Genomic DNA, 17,696 nt, shown 5'->3' on the forward strand with positions numbered 1-17,696 from the left:
GGTCGTGCCGTCCGGTCTCATGATCGTGACCATGTGCCCGGTTTCTATCCCCTGATCTCCAGCGTGCAGCACTTCGGCCCGCCGCCCGCCTTGCGCAGCTCCGAAAGGTCCACCGGGACGACCTCGAAGCCCTGACGCTTGAGTTCGAGCTGGAGGTCGGCCGCCTCGGCGTTGATCACCACGTTCCTGCCGTCGCTCACCGCGTTGAGGCCCAGCACGGCCGCGTCGTCCTCGTTCGCGATCACAGCGTCGGGGAAGAGGGTCCGCAGCACCTCCTGGCTGCCCCGGGAGAAGGCCCCCGGGAAGTATGCAATGTTATGCCCGTTGAGCGGGAAGAGTGCGGTGTCAAGGTGGTAGAAGCGCGGGTCCACCAGCTGCAGCGTCACCACCGGGCGGCCGAGGAACTCCTGGGCCTCCTGGTGCGCGGCGGCGTCGGTACGGAAACCGGTCCCGGCCAGGATCAACCGGTCGAGCGTGAGGAAGTCGCCCTCGCCCTCGTTGGTGAAGGCCGCCTCGTACACCCGGTCGTAGCCGCGGTCGGTGAACCACTTCAGGTACGCCGGTCCCTCGGCCGCGCGCTGCGGGTGGGTGAACCGCGCCCCGTACACCCGTCCGCCGACGACCAGCGCGCCGTTCGCGGCGAAGACCATGTCCGGCAGGCCCTCCACCGGGTCGATGAGGCTGACGCGGTGCCCGAGCTCCTCATAGGCGCTCTTGAGCGTCTCCCACTGCCGGATCGCCGTCTCGCGGTCGGCCCCGGCTTCGGGGTCCATCCACGGATTGATCGTGTACTCGACCGCGAAATGGTCAGGCCGGCACATGAGGTAATGCCTCGTCATGGATAACCCCGCAGAGATACGTCGTGGTGGTGGACGCCGCCCGGATCGCGCCGGCGAGTTCCGTCGCGATGGCGACCCCCACAGCCTAAGAACGGCGTTATCGCAGGCCAAGGGGCTGATTTTGCGCGTGGGCGCAGATCTTTTGCGTCTTTCAGATGATGAACGCCGATTCGTTGTGCGGGCCGATGAAGGGTTCGTCCCGCGAGGTCACCAGGGGCGTCTCGATCAGCCGGGAGAGCACGATGGAGCTCTTGGTGCGCACCACGAACGGCTCCGCCGCGATGCGCTCGATCACCTTCTCCACGTGCCGCACGTCGGTGGCCCGGATGTGCAGCAGCGCGTCCGCCTCACCGGTGATGGTGCACGCGGAGACCACCTCGGGGAGGCGGCTGACGGCCACCCCGATCTCCGACGGCGAGGTCTTGCCCGCGCAGAACAGCTCCACGTACGCCTCGGTGGTCCAGCCGAGCGCCGCGGGCTCCACCCGGGCGGTGAACCCGGTGATGGCCCCCGTCTCGCGCAGCCGGTCGACGCGGCGCTTCACCGCCGACGCCGACAACCCCACCCGGTGTCCGATCTCCGCGTAGGTGGCACGGGCGTCCTCGACGAGCGCCCTGATGATGTCACGATCCAGCTGGTCCAGTTCCACGCTGCTTTGTAACACACGCGCAGGGCCGCGACGGTCGTCGCGGCCCTGCGGCGCCCGGTACGGCGCGCCGGGGCGCGCTCACGGGCGAGGTGGGCGCCCCGGACGTGCCGGGGCGGTGGGTTGGCGCCCGTCCGGCGGACCGGCCGGACGGACGGGCTGAAGGGGCGCTCCGATCACACCGGGGCGGATCGGGCGGCTCCTCGGCTCAGGTGGGCTGGTCCTCGCCGACGGCCTGCTCCTGGGCCTCCTCGGGGGAGGCCTCCAGGTCGTCGCCGGCCTGGGCGAGCGCCGACTCCTTGTCCAGGCGCACCCAGCTCGTCACGCTCTCGACCGCGAACAGCACGCCGAGGTAGAGCGTGAGCGCGGCCAGCACCCAGGTCAGCACGCCCAGCGCGGCGCCGGCGCCGATCAGCAGCAGCCGGAGCTCCCAGCCCAGACCCGCCTGGAACACCCAGGGGGCCGGCCAGATGCTCTGCCGTGTCCGGTAGACCGTGTCGTAGGTGTGGTAACCGACCACGTAGAGCAGCACGAACAGCAGCCACTTGGGCGCCTCGGCGGCCAGGCCGACCAGGATGACGACGAGGAACTCGGTGCCCCGGATGAGCGGCGGCACCAGCCAGTCGAGCTTGCCGAGGTGCGAGCGGGCCGCGGAGGGCAGCACCAGCACGAGCATGATCAGCGCCGGGACGATCAGGATCGGCCCGTTCACCAGCATCCCGGCCGCCGCCATCGCGACGATCGCGAACAGGGCGGCGAGCGTGGCGGGCACCGGCGGCAGCCCCGGCCCGACCTTGTCGCGCAGCAGCGTCACCAGCGGGCCGTCGTCGCGGTAGGCCAGCAGGCGCGCGGTCTGCACGCGCAGCCGCTCCTCGTACGGGTCCGGGGCAGGGGGGGTGGTCTGCGGCTGGGTGATCATGCGAGGGACCTCATCAGGCGGCCGGTGAGCGAGTAGACGGCGCCGACGGCGCCCCAGGTGATCAGGACCAGGAAGGTGACCCTGGCATCGAACAGGGCGCTGACGATCGCGATCGCGGCGAAGCGCTCGCCGATCGGGAACACGATCATCTTGCGGGCCCAGTGGACGGCGCGGTACTTACCGGCCTTGCCCCAGATCCTCAGCAGGCCGCGGATCCCACCGGTGCTCCGGGCGATCTTGCGCTGCTCCAGGGCCTGGCGCAGGCCGGTGTCAGGGCTGATCGAGAGCGGCACCGAGGGCAGCGGCGACGGGGGCTTGCGCCGGTTCGCCGCGCCGTAGGAGAAGTCGAGCAGGTGCCTGATGGACTGCACGCCGAGCGCGATCAGCGCCAGGACCCACACGTCGCCCACGCCGGAGACCGCCGCGCCGACCGCCAGGCCGGCGAAGACCACGTACTCCTTGAAGCGGTCGAAGGTGGCGTCCAGCCAGGCCCCGAGCACGCCGAACTTGCGGGCGTAGCGGGCGAGCTGGCCGTCCACGCAGTCGAACACGAACGCGAAGTAGATCAGCACACCGCCGGCGATCATCCCGACGCGCTGGCCGGTGGCGAAGCACAGGGCCGCCGCCACGCCCAGGCCGATCGAGATCAGCGTGACCTGGTTGGGGGTGAGCCCCTGCCTGGCCGCCCAGCGGGCGATGTAGCGGGAGTAGGTGCTGACGAAGTAGGTCGTGAAGAAGCCGTCGGCTCCCTTGACCGCGTTCTTCAGCCGCGCCCGGTCCTCGTTGAACGTGGACATCTCGGCGACCGCCTCGGCGGCCTGCACCGGGTCGGTCAGCCGGCGGAAGAACAGGTCGCGGCGACCGCGGACGCCGACCGAGACGCCCCGCCGTACCAGGCACAGAATCAGGAGCTGGACCAGGTCGTCGTCGGGGCCCAGCAGGTGGGCCATGTCGGCCAGCTCGCGGCAGGCCTCGGCGAGGGTCGCCGCGTGCTTGTGGTGCAGGTGCAGCGGGCCGAGCGCGACGGAGTTGGGGCGGGTCACCGCGTGGAAGGCGGAACCCACCGAGATGACGCGGGACTTGCGGGCCCGCACCCGGACCGGCAGGCCCTCCAGCCGCCGGTCGCCGATCTCCGGCAGCGCCTCGTCGATCGGGACGTCGGCGACGATGGCGTCGCCGTTCTCGTCCTCCTCGCGGGGCTCCTTGGTGATCAGCGCGAGCGCCCCGCGCTTCGACTTGGTGATCTGGTAGATCAGCTCGTCGTGGATCAGCGAGTTCGTCGGGAGGAAGAGCAGGTTCTCCGTGGTGTTCTCGATGGCGTCGGCCACGGCGCGCAGGTCGCCGGCCAGGTCGGAGGTCTCGACGAGCCGGCCGGGCAGGCCCCGGTGGACCATCGCGTCGCCCGAGCGGACGATCGTCACCGGCGACGGGTCGAGTGAGGCGATCTGGCCGTGCAGCTTGCCGATCACCGTGGGGCAGCCGGGAAGTGAGGGCAAGGTCAGCGCGGCGGGCGGCGTCGCCTGGCCGGGAGCGATATCAGGGCTGGGCGATGAGCCCAGCAGGACCACGCGGGGCATGGCACCCTTTCGTGCGGAGACGGGCGTGAGGCGGTAGAGCGCGGGCGGGATTTCGCCAGGGGCCAAAGTTTAGTGAGTTTTAGGTGAACAACACGCACCGGTGATCCATCCGTGTCGCTTGATCGTAGTTGCACCCCTGTCGTGTGAGCCGTCCCACTAGACTGGGCGGGTGAGTCTGTACCGCGACGACGGCATCGTGCTCCGCACCCACAAGCTGGGCGAAGCCGATCGGATCGTCACCGTCCTGACCCGCCGGACGGGCAAGATCCGGGGCGTCGCCAAGGGCGTCAGGCGCACGACATCACGATTCGGTGCCCGTCTCGAACCGTTCACCCACGTCGACGTCCAGCTCCACACCGGCCGCACGCTCGACGTGATCACCCAGGCCGAGACCATCCGCCCGTACGGTGAGCCGCTCGTGGCCGACTACCCGCGCTACACGGCGGGCGTCGCGATGCTGGAGACCGCCGACAAGCTGATCATGGACGAGAAGGAGCCCGCGCTCCGCCAGTTCCTGCTGCTGGTCGGCGGCCTGCGCACGCTGGGCTCGGGAGAGCACGAGCCCCGGCTCGTCCTGGACGCCTACTTCCTGCGCTCGCTCGCCGTCGCCGGATACGCCCCGGCCCTGGAGACCTGCGCGCGGTGCAGGACCCCCGCGGTGCGGGCCTTCGCCATCGTGGCGGGCGGCGTGGTCTGCGGGGCCTGCCGCCCCGCCGGAGCCGCCGTGCCGGAGGGGGAGACCCTGGCCCTGATGACGGCGCTCCTGAAGGGCGACTGGGTCACCGCGGACGCCTCCGGTGCCCGGCACCGCGCCGAGTGCAGCGGCCTGGTGGCCGCTTACCTCCAATGGCACCTCGAACACGGCATACGCTCTCTCCGACACGTAGAAAGGGAGCCAGCCTCGTGAACGTCCGTCCACCCGCCCCCCACCCCTCCGGCGCCACCCCGCCCCGGATCCCACGCGACCTCGTGCCCCGGCACGTCGCGATCGTGATGGACGGCAACGGCCGGTGGGCCAAGCAGCGGGGCCTGCCCCGCACCGAGGGGCACAAGGCAGGCGAGGCGTCGCTGTTCGACGTGATCGAGGGCGCGATCGAGCTGGGCATCCCCTACCTGTCGGCGTACGCCTTCTCCACCGAGAACTGGAAGCGCTCCCCGGACGAGGTCCGCTTCCTGATGGGGTTCAACCGCGACGTCATCCGCCGCCGCAGGGACGAACTCCACGCGATGGGGGTGCGCGTCCGCTGGGCCGGCCGCCCCGGGCGGCTCTGGAAGAGCGTCATCCAGGAGCTGCAGGACGCCGAGCGGATGACCGAGGGGAACTCCACGCTGACCCTGCAGTTCTGCGTCAACTACGGCGGCCGCGCCGAGATCGTCGACGCCGCGCTGCGCCTGGCCCAGGACATCGCCGCGGGACGGGTCAAGCCCGGCCGGGTCAAGGAGGAGACCTTCGCCCGCTACCTCGACGAGCCGCAGATCCCCGACGTCGACCTGTTCCTGCGCTCCTCGGGGGAGCAGCGCGTCTCCAACTTCCTGATCTGGCAGACGGCCTACGCCGAGATGGTCTTCCTCAACCGCCTCTGGCCCGACTTCGACCGGCGCGACCTCTGGGAGGCCTGCGAGGTCTACGCCAAGCGCGACCGGCGGTACGGCGGCGCCGTGCCCAACACGGTGCCGGGCGCCGGGGCCGTCAGGCCTTGACCTCGCGGAGGCGGCCGGTCTCGACCTCGTAGGCGAAACCGCGCACGGAGCCGGTGTGGGGGATGAAGGGGTCGTTCTTGATCCGGTTGATCGACTGGACGACGTCCTCGTCGAGGTCGGTGAAGGACTCGGCCGCCCAGTCGGGCTTGATGCCGACCTCCGACCGGATCTGTCGCTTGAGGTCGTCGTCGGTGAAGGTCGGCATGCCGCAGTCGGCGTGGTGGATGAGGATGATCTCGCGGGTGCCGAGCAGGCGCCGGCTGACGGCGAGGCTGCGGCGCTCGTCGGAGAGTGGCGGTCAGGCGCGGCGGCGGGCCCGGTAGGCGGCCACGTGCATGCGGTTGCCGCAGGTGCGGCTGTCGCAGTAGACCCGCGAGCGGTTGCGGGACTCGTCCACGAAGACGTGCCCGCAGTCGGGGGCCGAGCAGGTGCGCAGCCGCCCCCACTCGCCCTCGACGAGCAGGTGGGCCAGGGCGACGCCGAGGTCGGCGGCCAGGTGCTCGTGCAGGGAGGCGCCCGGGGCGAAGTAGTGCACGTGCAGGGGGTGGCCGTCGTGCTCGGTCAGGCGGGGTGTGATGCGGGTGCTGCTCAGCAGGGTGTTGAGCCGGATGACCGCGGTGGCCTGGTCGGGGGCGGTGAAGACCTTGTGGAAGGCCTCGCGCAGGGCCCGTACCTGGGTCAGGTCGGTCTCGTCCAGCGTCTCGACGCCGCTGACCTCCTGCCGTTCGACGAATGCGCCGAGCTGTTCCAGGTCGGTCAGGGTGTCTTCGCCCCCGGTGGACGGAGAGGTGTTGACCAGGTCGACCACAGTGGCGAGTGAGTGCACCATGTCATGTCCGAATGGCATGTTGACTCCTGTTGAGAGCGGTTCTCGCGTGGGGGCGCGTACGGCGACTCGCCGTGTCGGAAGCGTATCTCTCCCGTGGACCTGTCAGGCGCTCTCCGGCGCGCACATCACCGTGGCGCCACATGTGCGAGACGAACGAGACATCGTTCATACCTCTATATAGCCCTATAACTGTTATGTCCGCTTAATGGGCGCGCGTGATCGACGAATGTGCCCGCCCGGCCGTGCTCGGCCGGGTCCGGCCACCCGCCCCGGCCGCCCCCCCCGCGGCGGGGTCGGGGCGGGTCTCGGGGCGGGTCTCGGGGCGGGTCTCGGGGCGGGGAAATCAGGCGGACTCGACCGTTCCCGCCGGCTCCGCCGTCCCGGACGGCGTGGCGACGGAGCAGACGGCGCAGGTGCCGAACACCTCGACCGTGTGGGTGATCTCGGTGAAGCCGTGCTCGGTGCCGACCGCCTCGGCCCAGCGCTCCACCGCGGGTCCGGCCACCTCCACCGTCCGCCCGCACCTGCGGCAGACCAGGTGGTGGTGGTGATGGCCGCTGGCACACGCCCGGTAGACCGACTCCCCGTCGTCGGTCCGCAGCGTGTCGACCCGGCCCGTCTCGGCGAGCGCTTGGAGCGCCCGGTAGACGGTGGTCAGTCCGATCTTGGCGCCTTCCGCGCGCATTTCCGCGTAGACGTCCTGCGCGCTGCGGAAGCCCTCGCTCTGGCGGAGGACCGCGTGGACGGCATCACGTCTGTTGCTCATGGGCTGGACTCCTGAGGTCGGCTTCGGCGTACGAATCTACCGAGCCCGAGGGCCAGGACGAACCCCGCGAGGGCAACGATCACAATGATCGCACCCGGCGGCACCTCGACGTAGAACGAGGACGTCAGACCGCCCACCGTGGCGATCATCCCGAACACCATGGAGAGCAGCATCGTGCTCCTGAACCCCCGGGCGAGCTGCTGGCTCGTCGCCACCGGCACCACCATCAGCGCGCTGACCAGCAGCAGCCCCACCACGCGCATGGCGATGACCACGGTGAGGGCGGCGGTGACGGCGATCAGCAGGCTGAGGAGCCGTACCGGCAGACCGCTGGCCCTGGCGACCTCCTCGTCCTGGCAGAGCACGTAGAGCTCCCGCCCGAAGACGCCCACCACGCCGAGCACCGCGACCGCCAGCAGCCCGATCACCCACACGTCCTCGACGGTGACGCTGCTGATCGAGCCGAACAGGTACGACATCAGCGTGGCGTTGCTGCCGCCGGGAGCCAGCGAGATGAGCAGCACACCCCCGGCGATGCCGCCGTAGAACAGCAGCGCGAGCGCCACGTCGCCGCTGGTCCTGCCGCGCGCGCGGACCAGCTCGATGGCCACCGCGCCGAGCACCGAGACCACCACGGCGGTCAGCACCGGGGCGGTGCCGGTCAGGAAGCCGAGCGCCACCCCGGTCAGCGCGACGTGCCCGATGCCGTCGCCCAGCAGGGCCAGGCGGCGCTGCACGATGAACGTGCCGATGGCGGGGGCCGCCAGGCCGACCAGGAGCGCGGCGATCAGTGCCCGCTGCATGAAGTCGAACTGCAGAAGCTCGATCATGACGCGGGCCTCCAGTCGAGCGGGCTCGCCGGCTTCTCCTCGGCGTGCGGGTGGACGTGGTCGTGGCCGGGCAGCGCGTGCGCGCCGACCGCCTGCGGCGGCGGGCCGTCGTGGCAGACGCACCCGTCCCTGAGCACCACGGCGCGGGTGATCAGGGACTCCAGCGGGCCCAGCTCGTGGGCGACGAGCAGGACCGTCTTGCCCTGCTCGACCAGCGCGGTCAGGGTGTCGGCGAGCAGTTGCTGGCTCGCGGCGTCGACGCCCGCCGTGGGCTCGTCCATGACGTAGGTGTCGGGTTCTCCGGCGAGCGCGCGGGCGATGAGCACCCGCTGCTGCTGTCCGCCGGACAGGGCCTGGACCGGGTCGGAGGCGCGGTGGGCCAGGCCGACGGTCGCGAGGGCGCGGGCGGTCGCCGCACGGTCGGCGGCGCCGGTCGGCCGCAGGCGCCGCTGCCGCGCGATCCGGCCCGAGGCGACGACCTCCCGGATCGTGGTCGGCACGCCGCCGCCCACCGAGAGCCGCTGGGGCACGTAGCCGATCCGCCACCACTCGCGGAACCGGGCGGGGGTCGCCCCGTACAGGAGGGTGCTGCCGCCGGACAGGGGGACCAGGCCGAGCAGGGCGCGGATCAGGGTGGACTTGCCCGACCCGTTCGCGCCGAGCACGGCCACGGCCTCACCGGGCTCGATGGTCAGGTCGATCCCGCGAAGCACCGGACGGCGGTCCAGGGTGACCTGGCCGCCGCTCATGGTGAAAACAGTCTGGGTGGATGTCACATGTGGCCTTTACGAGCAGCTGAGCGCCGCCCTGAGTACGGTGAGGTTCTGGCGCATGGCGGACAGGTAGTCGCCGTTCGCCGGCTGGCTTTCGACCGGGTCGAGGACCGCGGTCTTGGCGCCGATCTCCTGGGCGAGGACTTCGGCGACCTTGGGGCTGACGAGTGTTTCGGTGAAAATCGTAGTCACCTTCTCCTGTTTGGCCACCTTTGCCACTTCGGCGAGGCGGGCGGGAGAGGGCTCGGCGTCCGGATCGATGCCGCTGATGCCGATCTGGTGGAGCTTGTAACGGTCGGCGAGGTACCCGAACGCGGCGTGGCTGGTCACGATCGCATCCGCGGAACACGTGCCCAGGCCCTTGGCCAGCTCGCCGTCGAGGGCGTTCAGCTCGGCCGCGGTCTTGGCGGCGCGGTCCTTGTACCCCTGCGCGTGCGCGGGGTCGGCGGCGGCGAGCCGCTCACCCAGCTTGGTGGCGACCGTCGCGAAGCGGGCCGGGTCGAGCCAGATGTGAGGGTCGTAGTCCACCTCGTGCTCGTGCGCCTCCTCGCCCTCGTGGGCGGCTTCCTCGGCGCCGTGCTCGTCGTGGCCCTCCTCGGCGGTCGCCGGCAGGGTGGTCACCGCGGTGACCGCGTCGAAGCCCCGGTCGGCGGCGTGCTGCTCGACCGCCTCGTCCACGGCCGGCTGGACGCCTTTGATGTAGACGACGAGGCCGGTCTTCTCCAGCCCGGCCACCTGGACCGGGGTCAGCTCCAGGTCGTGCGGCTCGACGCCCGGCTCGGTCAGGCCGGTGACGGTCGCGTCGGGACCGCCCACCCGCTCGGCGAGCCACTGCAGCGGGTACATGGCCGCGGTGACGCCGGTCTTCCCGGCCGCGGAAGAGCCCGATCCCCCCGACGGGCCGCCGGTCTGCGCGGAGCCGGCAGAGTCGGCGCCGCAGGCGGCGGTGGCGGTGAGAACGGCGGATACGGCGAACACGCCTGCGGTGCGCATGCGCATACGTCGGGAAAACTCGGACATCATGCCCACTAGTATGCGCGTAAATGAAAATGGTTGTCAAAGTCGCACGCTGTCGGCCCCCGGCGGACGTGGTGGGGACGGTGGGAGTTCTTCGTCCGTGCGGGGTCGTCGGTGGTGAGAAGCGCGGCGAGCTCTCCGGTGCCCGCCCGGTGGTCCTCGCCCAACCGGTCCCCCGTTCCGCCCTGGACGGTGGAGAGCCCGGCCGGCGAAGGGGGCGTGTCGCGGGCCGGGCTCTCGGCGCCGGGCGGGGAGCCGCCGCTCCCGGGCCTCGGCGGTCGGTGGGGGGTGCGCCAGGGGCGGGAGGCGGGCCGCGCGCCGGGACCGGCGGGCAGACCCGGCGCGTCAGGGCGCGGCGGGAGACGGCGTGATCCGCCGCTCCCCGGTGTAGACGTTCATCGAGCTGCCCCGCACGAACCCGATGAGCGTCAGGCCCGTCTCGGCGGCCAGCTCCACGGCCAGCGAGGAGGGGGCCGAGACCGCGGCCAGCACCGGGACGCCGGCCATCACCGCCTTCTGGACGAGCTCGAAGGACGCCCGGCCGGAGACCATCAGCACCGTCGAGGACAGCGGGAGCCGGCCGTCGCGCAGTGCCCAGCCCACCAGCTTGTCCACCGCGTTGTGCCGGCCCACGTCCTCGCGCACGCACAGTGCCCGCCCGTCAGGCGTGAACAGGCCCGCGGCGTGCAGCCCGCCGGTCCGGTCGAAGACCCGCTGGGCCGAGCGGAGCCGGTCGGGCAGGGCGGCGACCACCTCGGCCGTCACCGGAGCCGGATCGTCGTCCACCCGCCACGCCGCCACCGTGCGGACCGCGTCGAGCGAGGCCTTCCCGCACACCCCGCAGGAGGAGGTGGTGTAGAAGTTGCGCTCCAGCGAGGTCAGGGGCGGGGAGGTGCCGGCGGCGAGCCTGACGTCGAGCACGTTGTAGGTGTTGCTCCCGTCCTGGGTGGCGCCCGCGCAGTAGCGGATCGCGGCGATCTGCTCGGCGGAGGTGACCACCCCCTCGCTGACCAGGAAACCGGCCGCCAGGTCGAAGTCGTCGCCCGGGGTGCGCATGGTGATGGTGAGCGGGCGGCCGTTCAGCCGGATCTCCAGCGGCTCCTCCGCCGCGAGCACGTCGATCCGGTGCGCGACCGCGGTCTCGCGCAGCTTCATGACCCGCCGCTTGACGGTGACCCTACCCATCGGCGGGGGACGCCTTCGCGGTGTTCTGGACGTGCTGGTAGCCGAAGCGGCCCTTGATGCACAGGTTGCCGTGGGTCACCGGGTTGTCGTGCGGCGAGGACACCTTGACGATCCGGTTGTCCTGCACGTGCAGGGTCAGGTTGCAGCCGACCCCGCAGTAGCTGCAGATCGTCGTGGTCTCCGTCTGGCGTGACTCGTCCCAGCTGCCCGCCGCGCGCATGTCGAACTCGGTCTTGAACGACAGCGCCCCCGTGGGGCAGACCTCCACGCAGTTGCCGCAGTAGACGCAGGCCGAGTCGGTCAGCGGCGCGTCGTGCTCGGTGGAGATCGTCGCGTCGAAGCCGCGGCCGGCCACCGAGATGGCGAAGCTGTTCTGCCACTGCTCACCGCAGGCGTCGACGCACTTGTAGCACAGGATGCACTTGGCGTAGTCGCGCACGTAGAGGTCGTTGTCGACCTTCGCGGGCTGCGCGACGGTGGCGGCCTCCTCGCCGAAGCGGTCCGGCCGGGCGTCGTACTCCTCGATCCACTCGGCCGCGCGCGGCGTGGTGGACAGGTCGACGGTCGAGGCGAGCAACTCCAGGACGATCTTCCGGCTGTGCCGGGCGCGCTCGGTGGCGGTGCCCACCACCATGCCGGGCTCGACCCGGCGCGAGCAGGCCGGGGCGAGCGTCCGCGAGCCCTCCACCTCGACCACGCAGACCCGGCAGGCGTTCTTGGGGGTGAGCGTGTCGCCGTAGCAGAGCGTCGGGATGTCCTTGCCCGCGGCCGAGCAGGCGTCCAGCACGGTCGAGCCCTCGGGCACCCGGACCGGCTCTCCGTCGACGGTCATGTCGATCAGCCGCCGGGGCGGCGGAAGGGGGATGCTCATGATGCCTCCGAGGGAGAGAAGACGCCCAGCCGGTCGATCGCCGACTCGACGGCGTTCCAGGCGGTCTGGCCGAGCCCGCAGATCGAGGCGTCGCGCATCGCGCGGCCGACCTCGCGCAGCAGGGCGAGGTCGCCGTCCGAGGGACGGCGGCGCAGCCGGTGCAGGGCCTCCTCCTGGCGTACGGTGCCCACCCGGCAGGGCACGCACTGCCCGCACGACTCGTCGCGGAAGAACTCCGCGATGCGCAGCAGGATGCGGGCCAGGTCGACGCTGTCGTCGAGGACGAGGACCACGCCCGAGCCCAGGACCGTGCCGGCCGCGCGGGTGCCCTCGAAGGTGAGCGGGACGTCGAGCTCGTCCGGGCGGACGAACCCGCCGGCCGCGCCGCCCAGCAGCACCGCCCGGAGCGTCCCGGTCGCGCCCCCGGCCAGCGCGAGCAGCTCGCGCAGGGTGGCGCCGAACGGCACCTCGTAGACGCCCGGCCGGGCGACCGTGCCCGAGACGCAGAACAGCTTGGTGCCCGTCGAGCCCGCCGTGCCGGTCGCGGCGTAGGCGGCGGCCCCGCCGGTCAGGATGGGCAGCACGTTGACCAGGGTCTCGACGTTGTTGACCACGGTGGGCTTGCCGAACAGGCCCTTCTCGACGGGGAAGGGGGGCTTGGTGCGCGGCTCGCCCCGGTACCCCTCGATCGAGTTGAAGATGGCGGTCTCCTCGCCGCAGATGTAGGCGCCGGCACCGCGCCGGATCTCGATGTCGAAGGCGAAACCCTGTCCCATGACGTCGTCGCCCAGCAGGCCGCGCGAGCGGGCGACGGCGATCGCGTGGGTCATGCGGCGGATCGCCCGGGGGTACTCGCCGCGGATGTAGAGGTAGCCCTTGCGGCAGCCGGTGGCGTACCCCGCGATGGTCATCGCCTCCACCAGCGCGTAGGGGTCGCCCTCCATGACCACGCGGTCCTTGAAGGTGCCCGGCTCGCTCTCGTCGGCGTTGCAGACCAGGTAGTGGGGGTGGTCGGGCTGGCGGGCCGTGGCGTCCCACTTGCGGCCGGTGGGGAACGCCGCGCCGCCCCGGCCGACCAGACCGGCCTCCAGCACCTCGCGGATGACCCCGGCGGGCCCCAGCCGGACGGCCTCGCGCAGCGCGGCGTAGCCGCCCGCGGCCCGGTAGTCGTCGAGGCTCGCCGGGTCGACGGCGCCCACCCGGCGCAGCAGCACCAGCGACGGGTCGCCCGCCTGCGGGACGGCGTGCTCGGCGGGCGGCTCCTCGCGCTCGGCCAGGGCGGGGCCGGCGGTGACGTCCATGCCGCTGAGGCCGCCGAGCCTGCTGAGGTCCGCCGCGCCGTTCGAGCCGTTCGAGCCGTTCGGCCCGCCTGTCCCCGCCGAGCCGTTCGCGCCGGCCGGGGCGGGCTCGGCCGGGCCGTAGACGGTCGCCCCGGGGATCTCGCCCGCCTGCAGGGCCAGGGCGGCCGGTGCCCGCTCGCACAGGCCGAGGCAGGGGCTCGGCTGCCAGGACATGCCGGGCGGGCCGAGCCGCTCCTCGGCGGCGCGCCGTACCGCGTCGGCGCCGCGCGCCTGGCAGGCCAGGTCGGTGCAGACGTGCAGCACCCGCGCCGGCCGCGGCTTCACCGAGAACAGCGAGTAGAACGTCGCCACGCCGTACGCCTCGGCGGGCGGCACGGTCAGGCGGCGGCAGATGTAGTCGAGCGCGCCCTCGCTGATCCACCCGATCCGGTCGTTGACCGCGTGCAGCGCGGGGAGCAGCAGGTCGCGCCGTTCCCGTGCGCCGTGCCCGCCCACGGCGACGCGCATGTCGCCGACGGAGCGGGCGCCGCCCTCCCAGCCGGATTCGGGCGGGCCGAGGAGCGCGTCGACGGCGGCGCGCTCCTCGGCGGAGGGTGCGGCGTCGCGGAACCTGAGGTCCATGCCGCCGTCACCCGGCCTTCGCGGGCACGAGCCGGTCGATGCGCACCGCGGCGGCCTTGAACTCCGCGGTGCCCGCGATCGGGCAGGTGGCCTCGATGGTCAGGGCGTTGGTGTCGACCTCGTCGGGGAAGTGGAAGGTCATGAAGACCAGGCCGGGGCGCAGGCCCGGGTCGATGTGGACCGGGGCGACCACCGAGCCCCGCCGGGAGCTGATCCTGACCTCCTCACCGGGGCTCACCCCGAGCCTGGCGGCGTCCTCGGGGGAGAGCTCGATGTTCTCGCCCCTGCGCAACGGGGAGGCGAACCCCGAGGACTGGACCCCGGTGTTGTAGGAGTCGAGGCGGCGGCCGGTGGTCAGCCGGAGGGGGTACTCGTCGTCGAGCAGGTCGACCGGCGGGGAGTGCCGCAGCACGGCGAACGGCGCCGGCCTGCCGCGCCTGGCCGGGTCGGTCTCCCACAGGCGCGCGTGCAGGAAGGGCGGTTCGAGGGAGTCCTCCGACGGGCACGGCCACTGGATGCCCTGCAGCTTCTCCAGCCGCTCGTAGGTCATGCCGGTGTGGGCGGGGGAGAGGGCGCGCAGTTCGTTCCAGACCTCCTCGGCGCCGTCGTAGCGCCAGTCGTGGCCGAGGCGGCGGGCCAGCTCGCAGAGGATCCAGATGTCGTCGCGGGCCTCGCCCGGCGGCCGGAGCGCCTTGCGGACCCGCTGCACGCGCCGCTCGCTGTTGGTGAAGGTGCCCTCGCTCTCGCACCAGGCGGCGCCGGCGGGGAGCACCACGTCGGCCATCTGGGCGGTCTTGGTCAGGAAGATGTCCTGCACGACCAGGTGGTCCAGCATGCCCAGCCGCTTGATGCAGCTGAGGGAGTCGGCCTCGGACTGCACCGGGTTCTCCCCGATGATGTAGCAGCTGGTGACCTCGCCCGCGCCCATCCCCTCCAGCATCTCGGTGAGGTTGAGGCCGTAGCGGGGCTGGATGGGGGTGTTCCAGGCCCGCTCGAACTTGGCGCGAACCTCGGGATCGAGGATGTCCTGGAAGCCGGGGAGCCGGTTGGGGATGGCTCCCATGTCGCCGCCGCCCTGCACGTTGTTCTGGCCGCGCAGCGGGGACAGGCCCGAGCCGTAGCGCCCGACGTGGCCGGTGAGCAGCGCCAGGTTGATCAGGGCGCGCACGTTGTCGGTGGCGTTGTGGTGCTCGGTGATGCCGAGCGTCCAGCACAGCTGGGCCCGGTCGGCCCTGGCGTAGGCGTGCGCGAGTTCGCGGACGGCGGCCGCGGGCACCCCGGTGACCTGCTCGGCCACCTGGAGCGTCCACGGCTCGACCGAGGCGGCGTACTCCTCGAACCCCTCGGTGGCGCGCTCGATGAACGAGACGTTGTGCAGCCCGGAGTGGATGATCTCCCTGGCCACCGCGTGGGCCAGCGGGATGTCGGTGCCGACGTTCAGGCCCAGCCACAGGTCGGCCCACTCTGCGGTGCCCGTGCGGCGGGGGTCGACCGCGAACATGCGGGCGCCCTTCCTGATCCCCTTGAGCACGTGCTGGAAGAAGATCGGGTGGGCGTTGCGCGCCGCCGACCCCCACATCACGATCACATCGGCGTCCTCCACCTCCTGGTACGAGGAGGTGCCGCCGCCGCTGCCGAACACCGCCGACAGGCCCGCCACGCTCGGCGCGTGGCAGGTGCGGTTGCACGAGTCGACGTTGTTGCTGCCGACCACGACCCGGGTGAACTTCTGGGCCACATAGTTCATCTCGTTCGTCGAGCGGGCGCACGAGAGCATCACGAAGGAGTCGGGGCCGTGCTCGGCGACGTTGCGGCGGAAGCCCTCCGCGGCCCGGTCCAGTGCCTCGTCCCAGGTGGCCCTGCGCAGCACGCCGTCCTGACGGACGAGGGGATGGGTGAGCCGGTCGTAGTGTTCGGCGCGGTCCTTCTTCATGACCTCACCTTTCGTCAGAATTCTGTATACGGTCTACGGTATGTCGGCTCAGCCGGTAGCGGCAAGGTCCTGCCGCACCCGCTCGTCCAGGAGATCGGCGACCGCGTGGATCGCCCGCAGGGTGGGTACGTCGGCCCCGGTCAGGTCGGCGAGCTCCACCACCGCGGCGAGGATGACGTCGAGCTCCAGGGGCTTGCCCTTCTCCAGGTCCTGGAGCGTGGACGTCTTGTGCTCCCCGGCCCGTTCGGCGCCCGCGAGCCTGCGCTCGATCGAGATCGCCGGGTCGCAGCCGACCCGGCGGGCCACCTCGACGGTCTCGCGCATCATGGTGACCACGAGGTCGCGCGTGTGCCGGTGCCGGCAGATGCCCGCCATGGTCGCCCGGGTGAGCGCGCTGATCGGGTTGAAGGCGATGTTGCCCATGAGCTTGATCCAGATGTCGCGCCGCAGGTCGGCCTCCACCGGGCACTTGAGCCCGCCCGCGACCATGGCCCCGCTGAAGGCGGTGCAGCGGGGTGAGAGCGAGCCGTCGGGCTCGCCGATGGAGAACCGGGTGCCCTCCAGGTGGCGGATCACGCCGGGCGCCTCGATCTCGGTGGCCGCGTAGACCACGCAGCCGATGGCCCGTTCCAGCGGCAGCGCGGCGGTGACCGCCCCGCCGGGATCGACGCTCTGGATGACATGGCCCTGGTACGGGCCGGGCAGCCGGTGGAAGTACCACCACGGGATGCCGTTCTGGGCCGCGATGATGCCGGTGGTCTCGTGGAGCAGCGGCCGGATCATGGGGCCGGCCGCCGCGTAGGAGTTGGCCTTCAGGCCGAGGAAGACGTAGTCCACCGGGCCGACCTCGTACGGGTCGTCGGTGGCGCGGGGGTGGGCGGTGAAATCTCCGCGCGGGCTCAGCACGCGCACACCCGACCTGCGCATCGCCGCGAGGTGCTCCCCCCGGGCGATCAGATGCACCTCGGCGCCCGCCCTATGCAGGGCGGCGCCGACGTAGGCGCCGATGGCGCCGGCGCCAAGAACAGCGACTTTCACGAAGAGGCTCCGTTCTCGCGTCCATAGTGCATTCGGTATACAGTATGGAAAAATTCCGGTCAAGGAGCCGCCGATGGCCGTCATCCGACCTGTCACCGACCATGCCCCGGCCCGGGAGGCGGCCGGACAGCCGCCGCCCTCCCGGGCCGGGTCTCCCGCGCCGCTCCCGTGGGAGACCGCCCGCGCGGTGGCGACCTCGGCCGCGGAGCCGCTCGCCCCGGCGGACCTGCCCCTCCACCGGGCGCGCGGCCTGCGCCTGGCCGGACCGCTGCGTGCCCTGGTCCCGGTGCCCGGGGCCGACGTGGCCGCGATGGACGGCTACGCGGTCGCGGGCCACCCGCCCTGGCGGGTCGTCGGCCTCGTGCTGGCCGGCGGGGCCGCCTACGGCGCCGCGCTCGCCTCCGGCACCGCCGTCGAGATCGCCACCGGTGCCCCCGTCCCCGAGGGCACGGACGCCGTCCTGCCCTACGAGGCCGCCACGCCGGCGCGCGGGGCGGTGACGGGGGCGATCGAGGCGGGGCGGCACGTCCGGCGGCGGGGCGAGGACTGCCCGCGGGGGACCGTCGTGCTCACGGCGGGGGCGCTCGTCACGCCCGCGGTGCTCGGCCTCGCCGCGGGGCTGGGGCATGACGTGCTCCGGGTACGGCCGCGGCCCGTGGTGTCGGTGCTGGTCACCGGGGACGAAGTGGTGACGCTCGGGCTTCCGGGGCCCGGCCGGGTGCGTGACGCGATCGGCCCGATGCTCCCCGGGCTGGTCGAGTGGGCGGGCGGCCGGGCCGAGGCGCCGCTGTGGCTGCCCGACGGCGCCGCGGCCCTGGCCGGCGCGCTCGCGGGGGGTGAGAACGGGCCG

At 72.3% G+C, this 17,696-nt stretch carries 18 protein-coding genes; 3 read left to right on the forward strand and 15 right to left on the reverse strand.

Translation table 11 applies throughout. The annotated features are described in order from the left end of the window. Window positions 1-44: 44 nt before the first annotated feature. From ddaH to ABD841_RS06465, 4 genes are all read right to left on the reverse strand, one after another. Window positions 45-839 (reverse strand): dimethylargininase, encoded by a 795-nt coding sequence (gene ddaH, locus ABD841_RS06450; RefSeq protein ID WP_344968822.1) that lies wholly within the window; start codon window positions 837-839, stop codon window positions 45-47. A 151-nt stretch (window positions 840-990) separates the two neighbouring features. Beyond that, entirely contained in the window at window positions 991-1,488 is a 498-nt protein-coding gene (locus ABD841_RS06455) for an Lrp/AsnC family transcriptional regulator (protein ID WP_344968824.1), read from the reverse strand. Window positions 1,489-1,693: 205 nt separating this feature from the next. Then, a complete protein-coding gene (locus tag ABD841_RS06460; protein ID WP_344968825.1) occupies window positions 1,694-2,404 on the reverse strand; it encodes a DUF5941 domain-containing protein in 711 nt (236 codons plus the stop codon). Then, window positions 2,401-3,981 (reverse strand): CDP-alcohol phosphatidyltransferase family protein, encoded by a 1,581-nt coding sequence (locus ABD841_RS06465; protein WP_344968827.1) that lies wholly within the window; start codon window positions 3,979-3,981, stop codon window positions 2,401-2,403. Before ABD841_RS06465 ends, ABD841_RS06460 begins: the two co-directional genes overlap by 4 nt. A 169-nt stretch (window positions 3,982-4,150) precedes the next feature. Between ABD841_RS06465 and recO the strand changes: the two genes are divergently transcribed. Both recO and ABD841_RS06475 read left to right on the forward strand, forming a co-directional pair. Continuing rightward, a complete protein-coding gene (recO, locus tag ABD841_RS06470; protein ID WP_344968829.1) occupies window positions 4,151-4,888 on the forward strand; it encodes a DNA repair protein RecO in 738 nt (245 codons plus the stop codon). After that, window positions 4,885-5,682 carry an isoprenyl transferase gene (locus ABD841_RS06475; protein WP_344968831.1) on the forward strand — a complete coding sequence of 266 codons (798 nt, stop codon included), beginning with the start codon at window positions 4,885-4,887 and terminating at the stop codon, window positions 5,680-5,682. Before recO ends, ABD841_RS06475 begins: the two co-directional genes overlap by 4 nt. Here the strand turns inward: ABD841_RS06475 and ABD841_RS06480 are convergent. From ABD841_RS06480 to ABD841_RS06530, 11 genes are all read right to left on the reverse strand, one after another. After that, window positions 5,672-5,887: a carbonic anhydrase gene (locus ABD841_RS06480; RefSeq protein ID WP_344968832.1), complete on the reverse strand. Its 216-nt coding sequence runs from the start codon at window positions 5,885-5,887 to the stop codon at window positions 5,672-5,674. The two genes, ABD841_RS06475 and ABD841_RS06480, sit on opposite strands and share 11 nt — an antisense overlap. Window positions 5,888-5,980: 93 nt before the next feature. Next, a complete protein-coding gene (locus ABD841_RS06485; protein WP_344968834.1) occupies window positions 5,981-6,529 on the reverse strand; it encodes a CGNR zinc finger domain-containing protein in 549 nt (182 codons plus the stop codon). 325 nt (window positions 6,530-6,854) lie between these two features. Then, window positions 6,855-7,277, reverse strand: a complete 423-nt coding sequence (locus tag ABD841_RS06490; RefSeq protein ID WP_344968836.1) for a Fur family transcriptional regulator — start codon at window positions 7,275-7,277, stop codon at window positions 6,855-6,857. Then, the gene (locus ABD841_RS06495; protein ID WP_344968838.1) at window positions 7,274-8,107 is read right to left on the reverse strand and encodes a metal ABC transporter permease; all 834 of its coding nucleotides are present in this window, start codon (window positions 8,105-8,107) and stop codon (window positions 7,274-7,276) included. The genes ABD841_RS06490 and ABD841_RS06495 overlap by 4 nt, the downstream gene beginning before the upstream one ends. Beyond that, window positions 8,104-8,856, reverse strand: a complete 753-nt coding sequence (locus tag ABD841_RS06500; RefSeq protein WP_344968840.1) for a metal ABC transporter ATP-binding protein — start codon at window positions 8,854-8,856, stop codon at window positions 8,104-8,106. Before ABD841_RS06500 ends, ABD841_RS06495 begins: the two co-directional genes overlap by 4 nt. Before the next feature lie 36 nt (window positions 8,857-8,892). Further along, window positions 8,893-9,873 (reverse strand): metal ABC transporter substrate-binding protein, encoded by a 981-nt coding sequence (locus ABD841_RS06505; RefSeq protein WP_344968841.1) that lies wholly within the window; start codon window positions 9,871-9,873, stop codon window positions 8,893-8,895. A gap of 369 nt (window positions 9,874-10,242) precedes the next feature. After that, on the reverse strand, window positions 10,243-11,082 hold the full coding sequence (gene fdhD / locus ABD841_RS06510; RefSeq protein WP_344968843.1) for a formate dehydrogenase accessory sulfurtransferase FdhD: 840 nt from the start codon (window positions 11,080-11,082) through the stop codon (window positions 10,243-10,245). After that, on the reverse strand, window positions 11,075-11,953 hold the full coding sequence (locus ABD841_RS06515; protein WP_344968845.1) for a 2Fe-2S iron-sulfur cluster-binding protein: 879 nt from the start codon (window positions 11,951-11,953) through the stop codon (window positions 11,075-11,077). The genes fdhD and ABD841_RS06515 overlap by 8 nt, the downstream gene beginning before the upstream one ends. Beyond that, on the reverse strand, window positions 11,950-13,875 hold the full coding sequence (locus tag ABD841_RS06520) for an NAD(P)H-dependent oxidoreductase subunit E (protein WP_344968847.1): 1,926 nt from the start codon (window positions 13,873-13,875) through the stop codon (window positions 11,950-11,952). The genes ABD841_RS06515 and ABD841_RS06520 overlap by 4 nt, the downstream gene beginning before the upstream one ends. A 7-nt stretch (window positions 13,876-13,882) precedes the next feature. Further along, the gene (locus ABD841_RS06525; RefSeq protein ID WP_344968849.1) at window positions 13,883-15,808 is read right to left on the reverse strand and encodes a molybdopterin oxidoreductase family protein; all 1,926 of its coding nucleotides are present in this window, start codon (window positions 15,806-15,808) and stop codon (window positions 13,883-13,885) included. A gap of 48 nt (window positions 15,809-15,856) precedes the next feature. Then, on the reverse strand, window positions 15,857-16,846 hold the full coding sequence (locus tag ABD841_RS06530; protein WP_344968851.1) for a 2-dehydropantoate 2-reductase: 990 nt from the start codon (window positions 16,844-16,846) through the stop codon (window positions 15,857-15,859). Window positions 16,847-16,919: 73 nt separating this feature from the next. On the opposite strand from ABD841_RS06530, the gene ABD841_RS06535 reads away from it, so the two are divergent. Continuing rightward, window positions 16,920-17,696, forward strand: a 777-nt coding sequence (locus ABD841_RS06535) for a MoeA family protein (RefSeq protein ID WP_486389203.1), incomplete at its 3' end; no start/stop codon positions are given.

It is taken from the genome of Streptosporangium fragile (genome assembly GCF_039534445.1).
GTDB classification, from domain to species: domain Bacteria; phylum Actinomycetota; class Actinomycetes; order Streptosporangiales; family Streptosporangiaceae; genus Streptosporangium; species Streptosporangium fragile.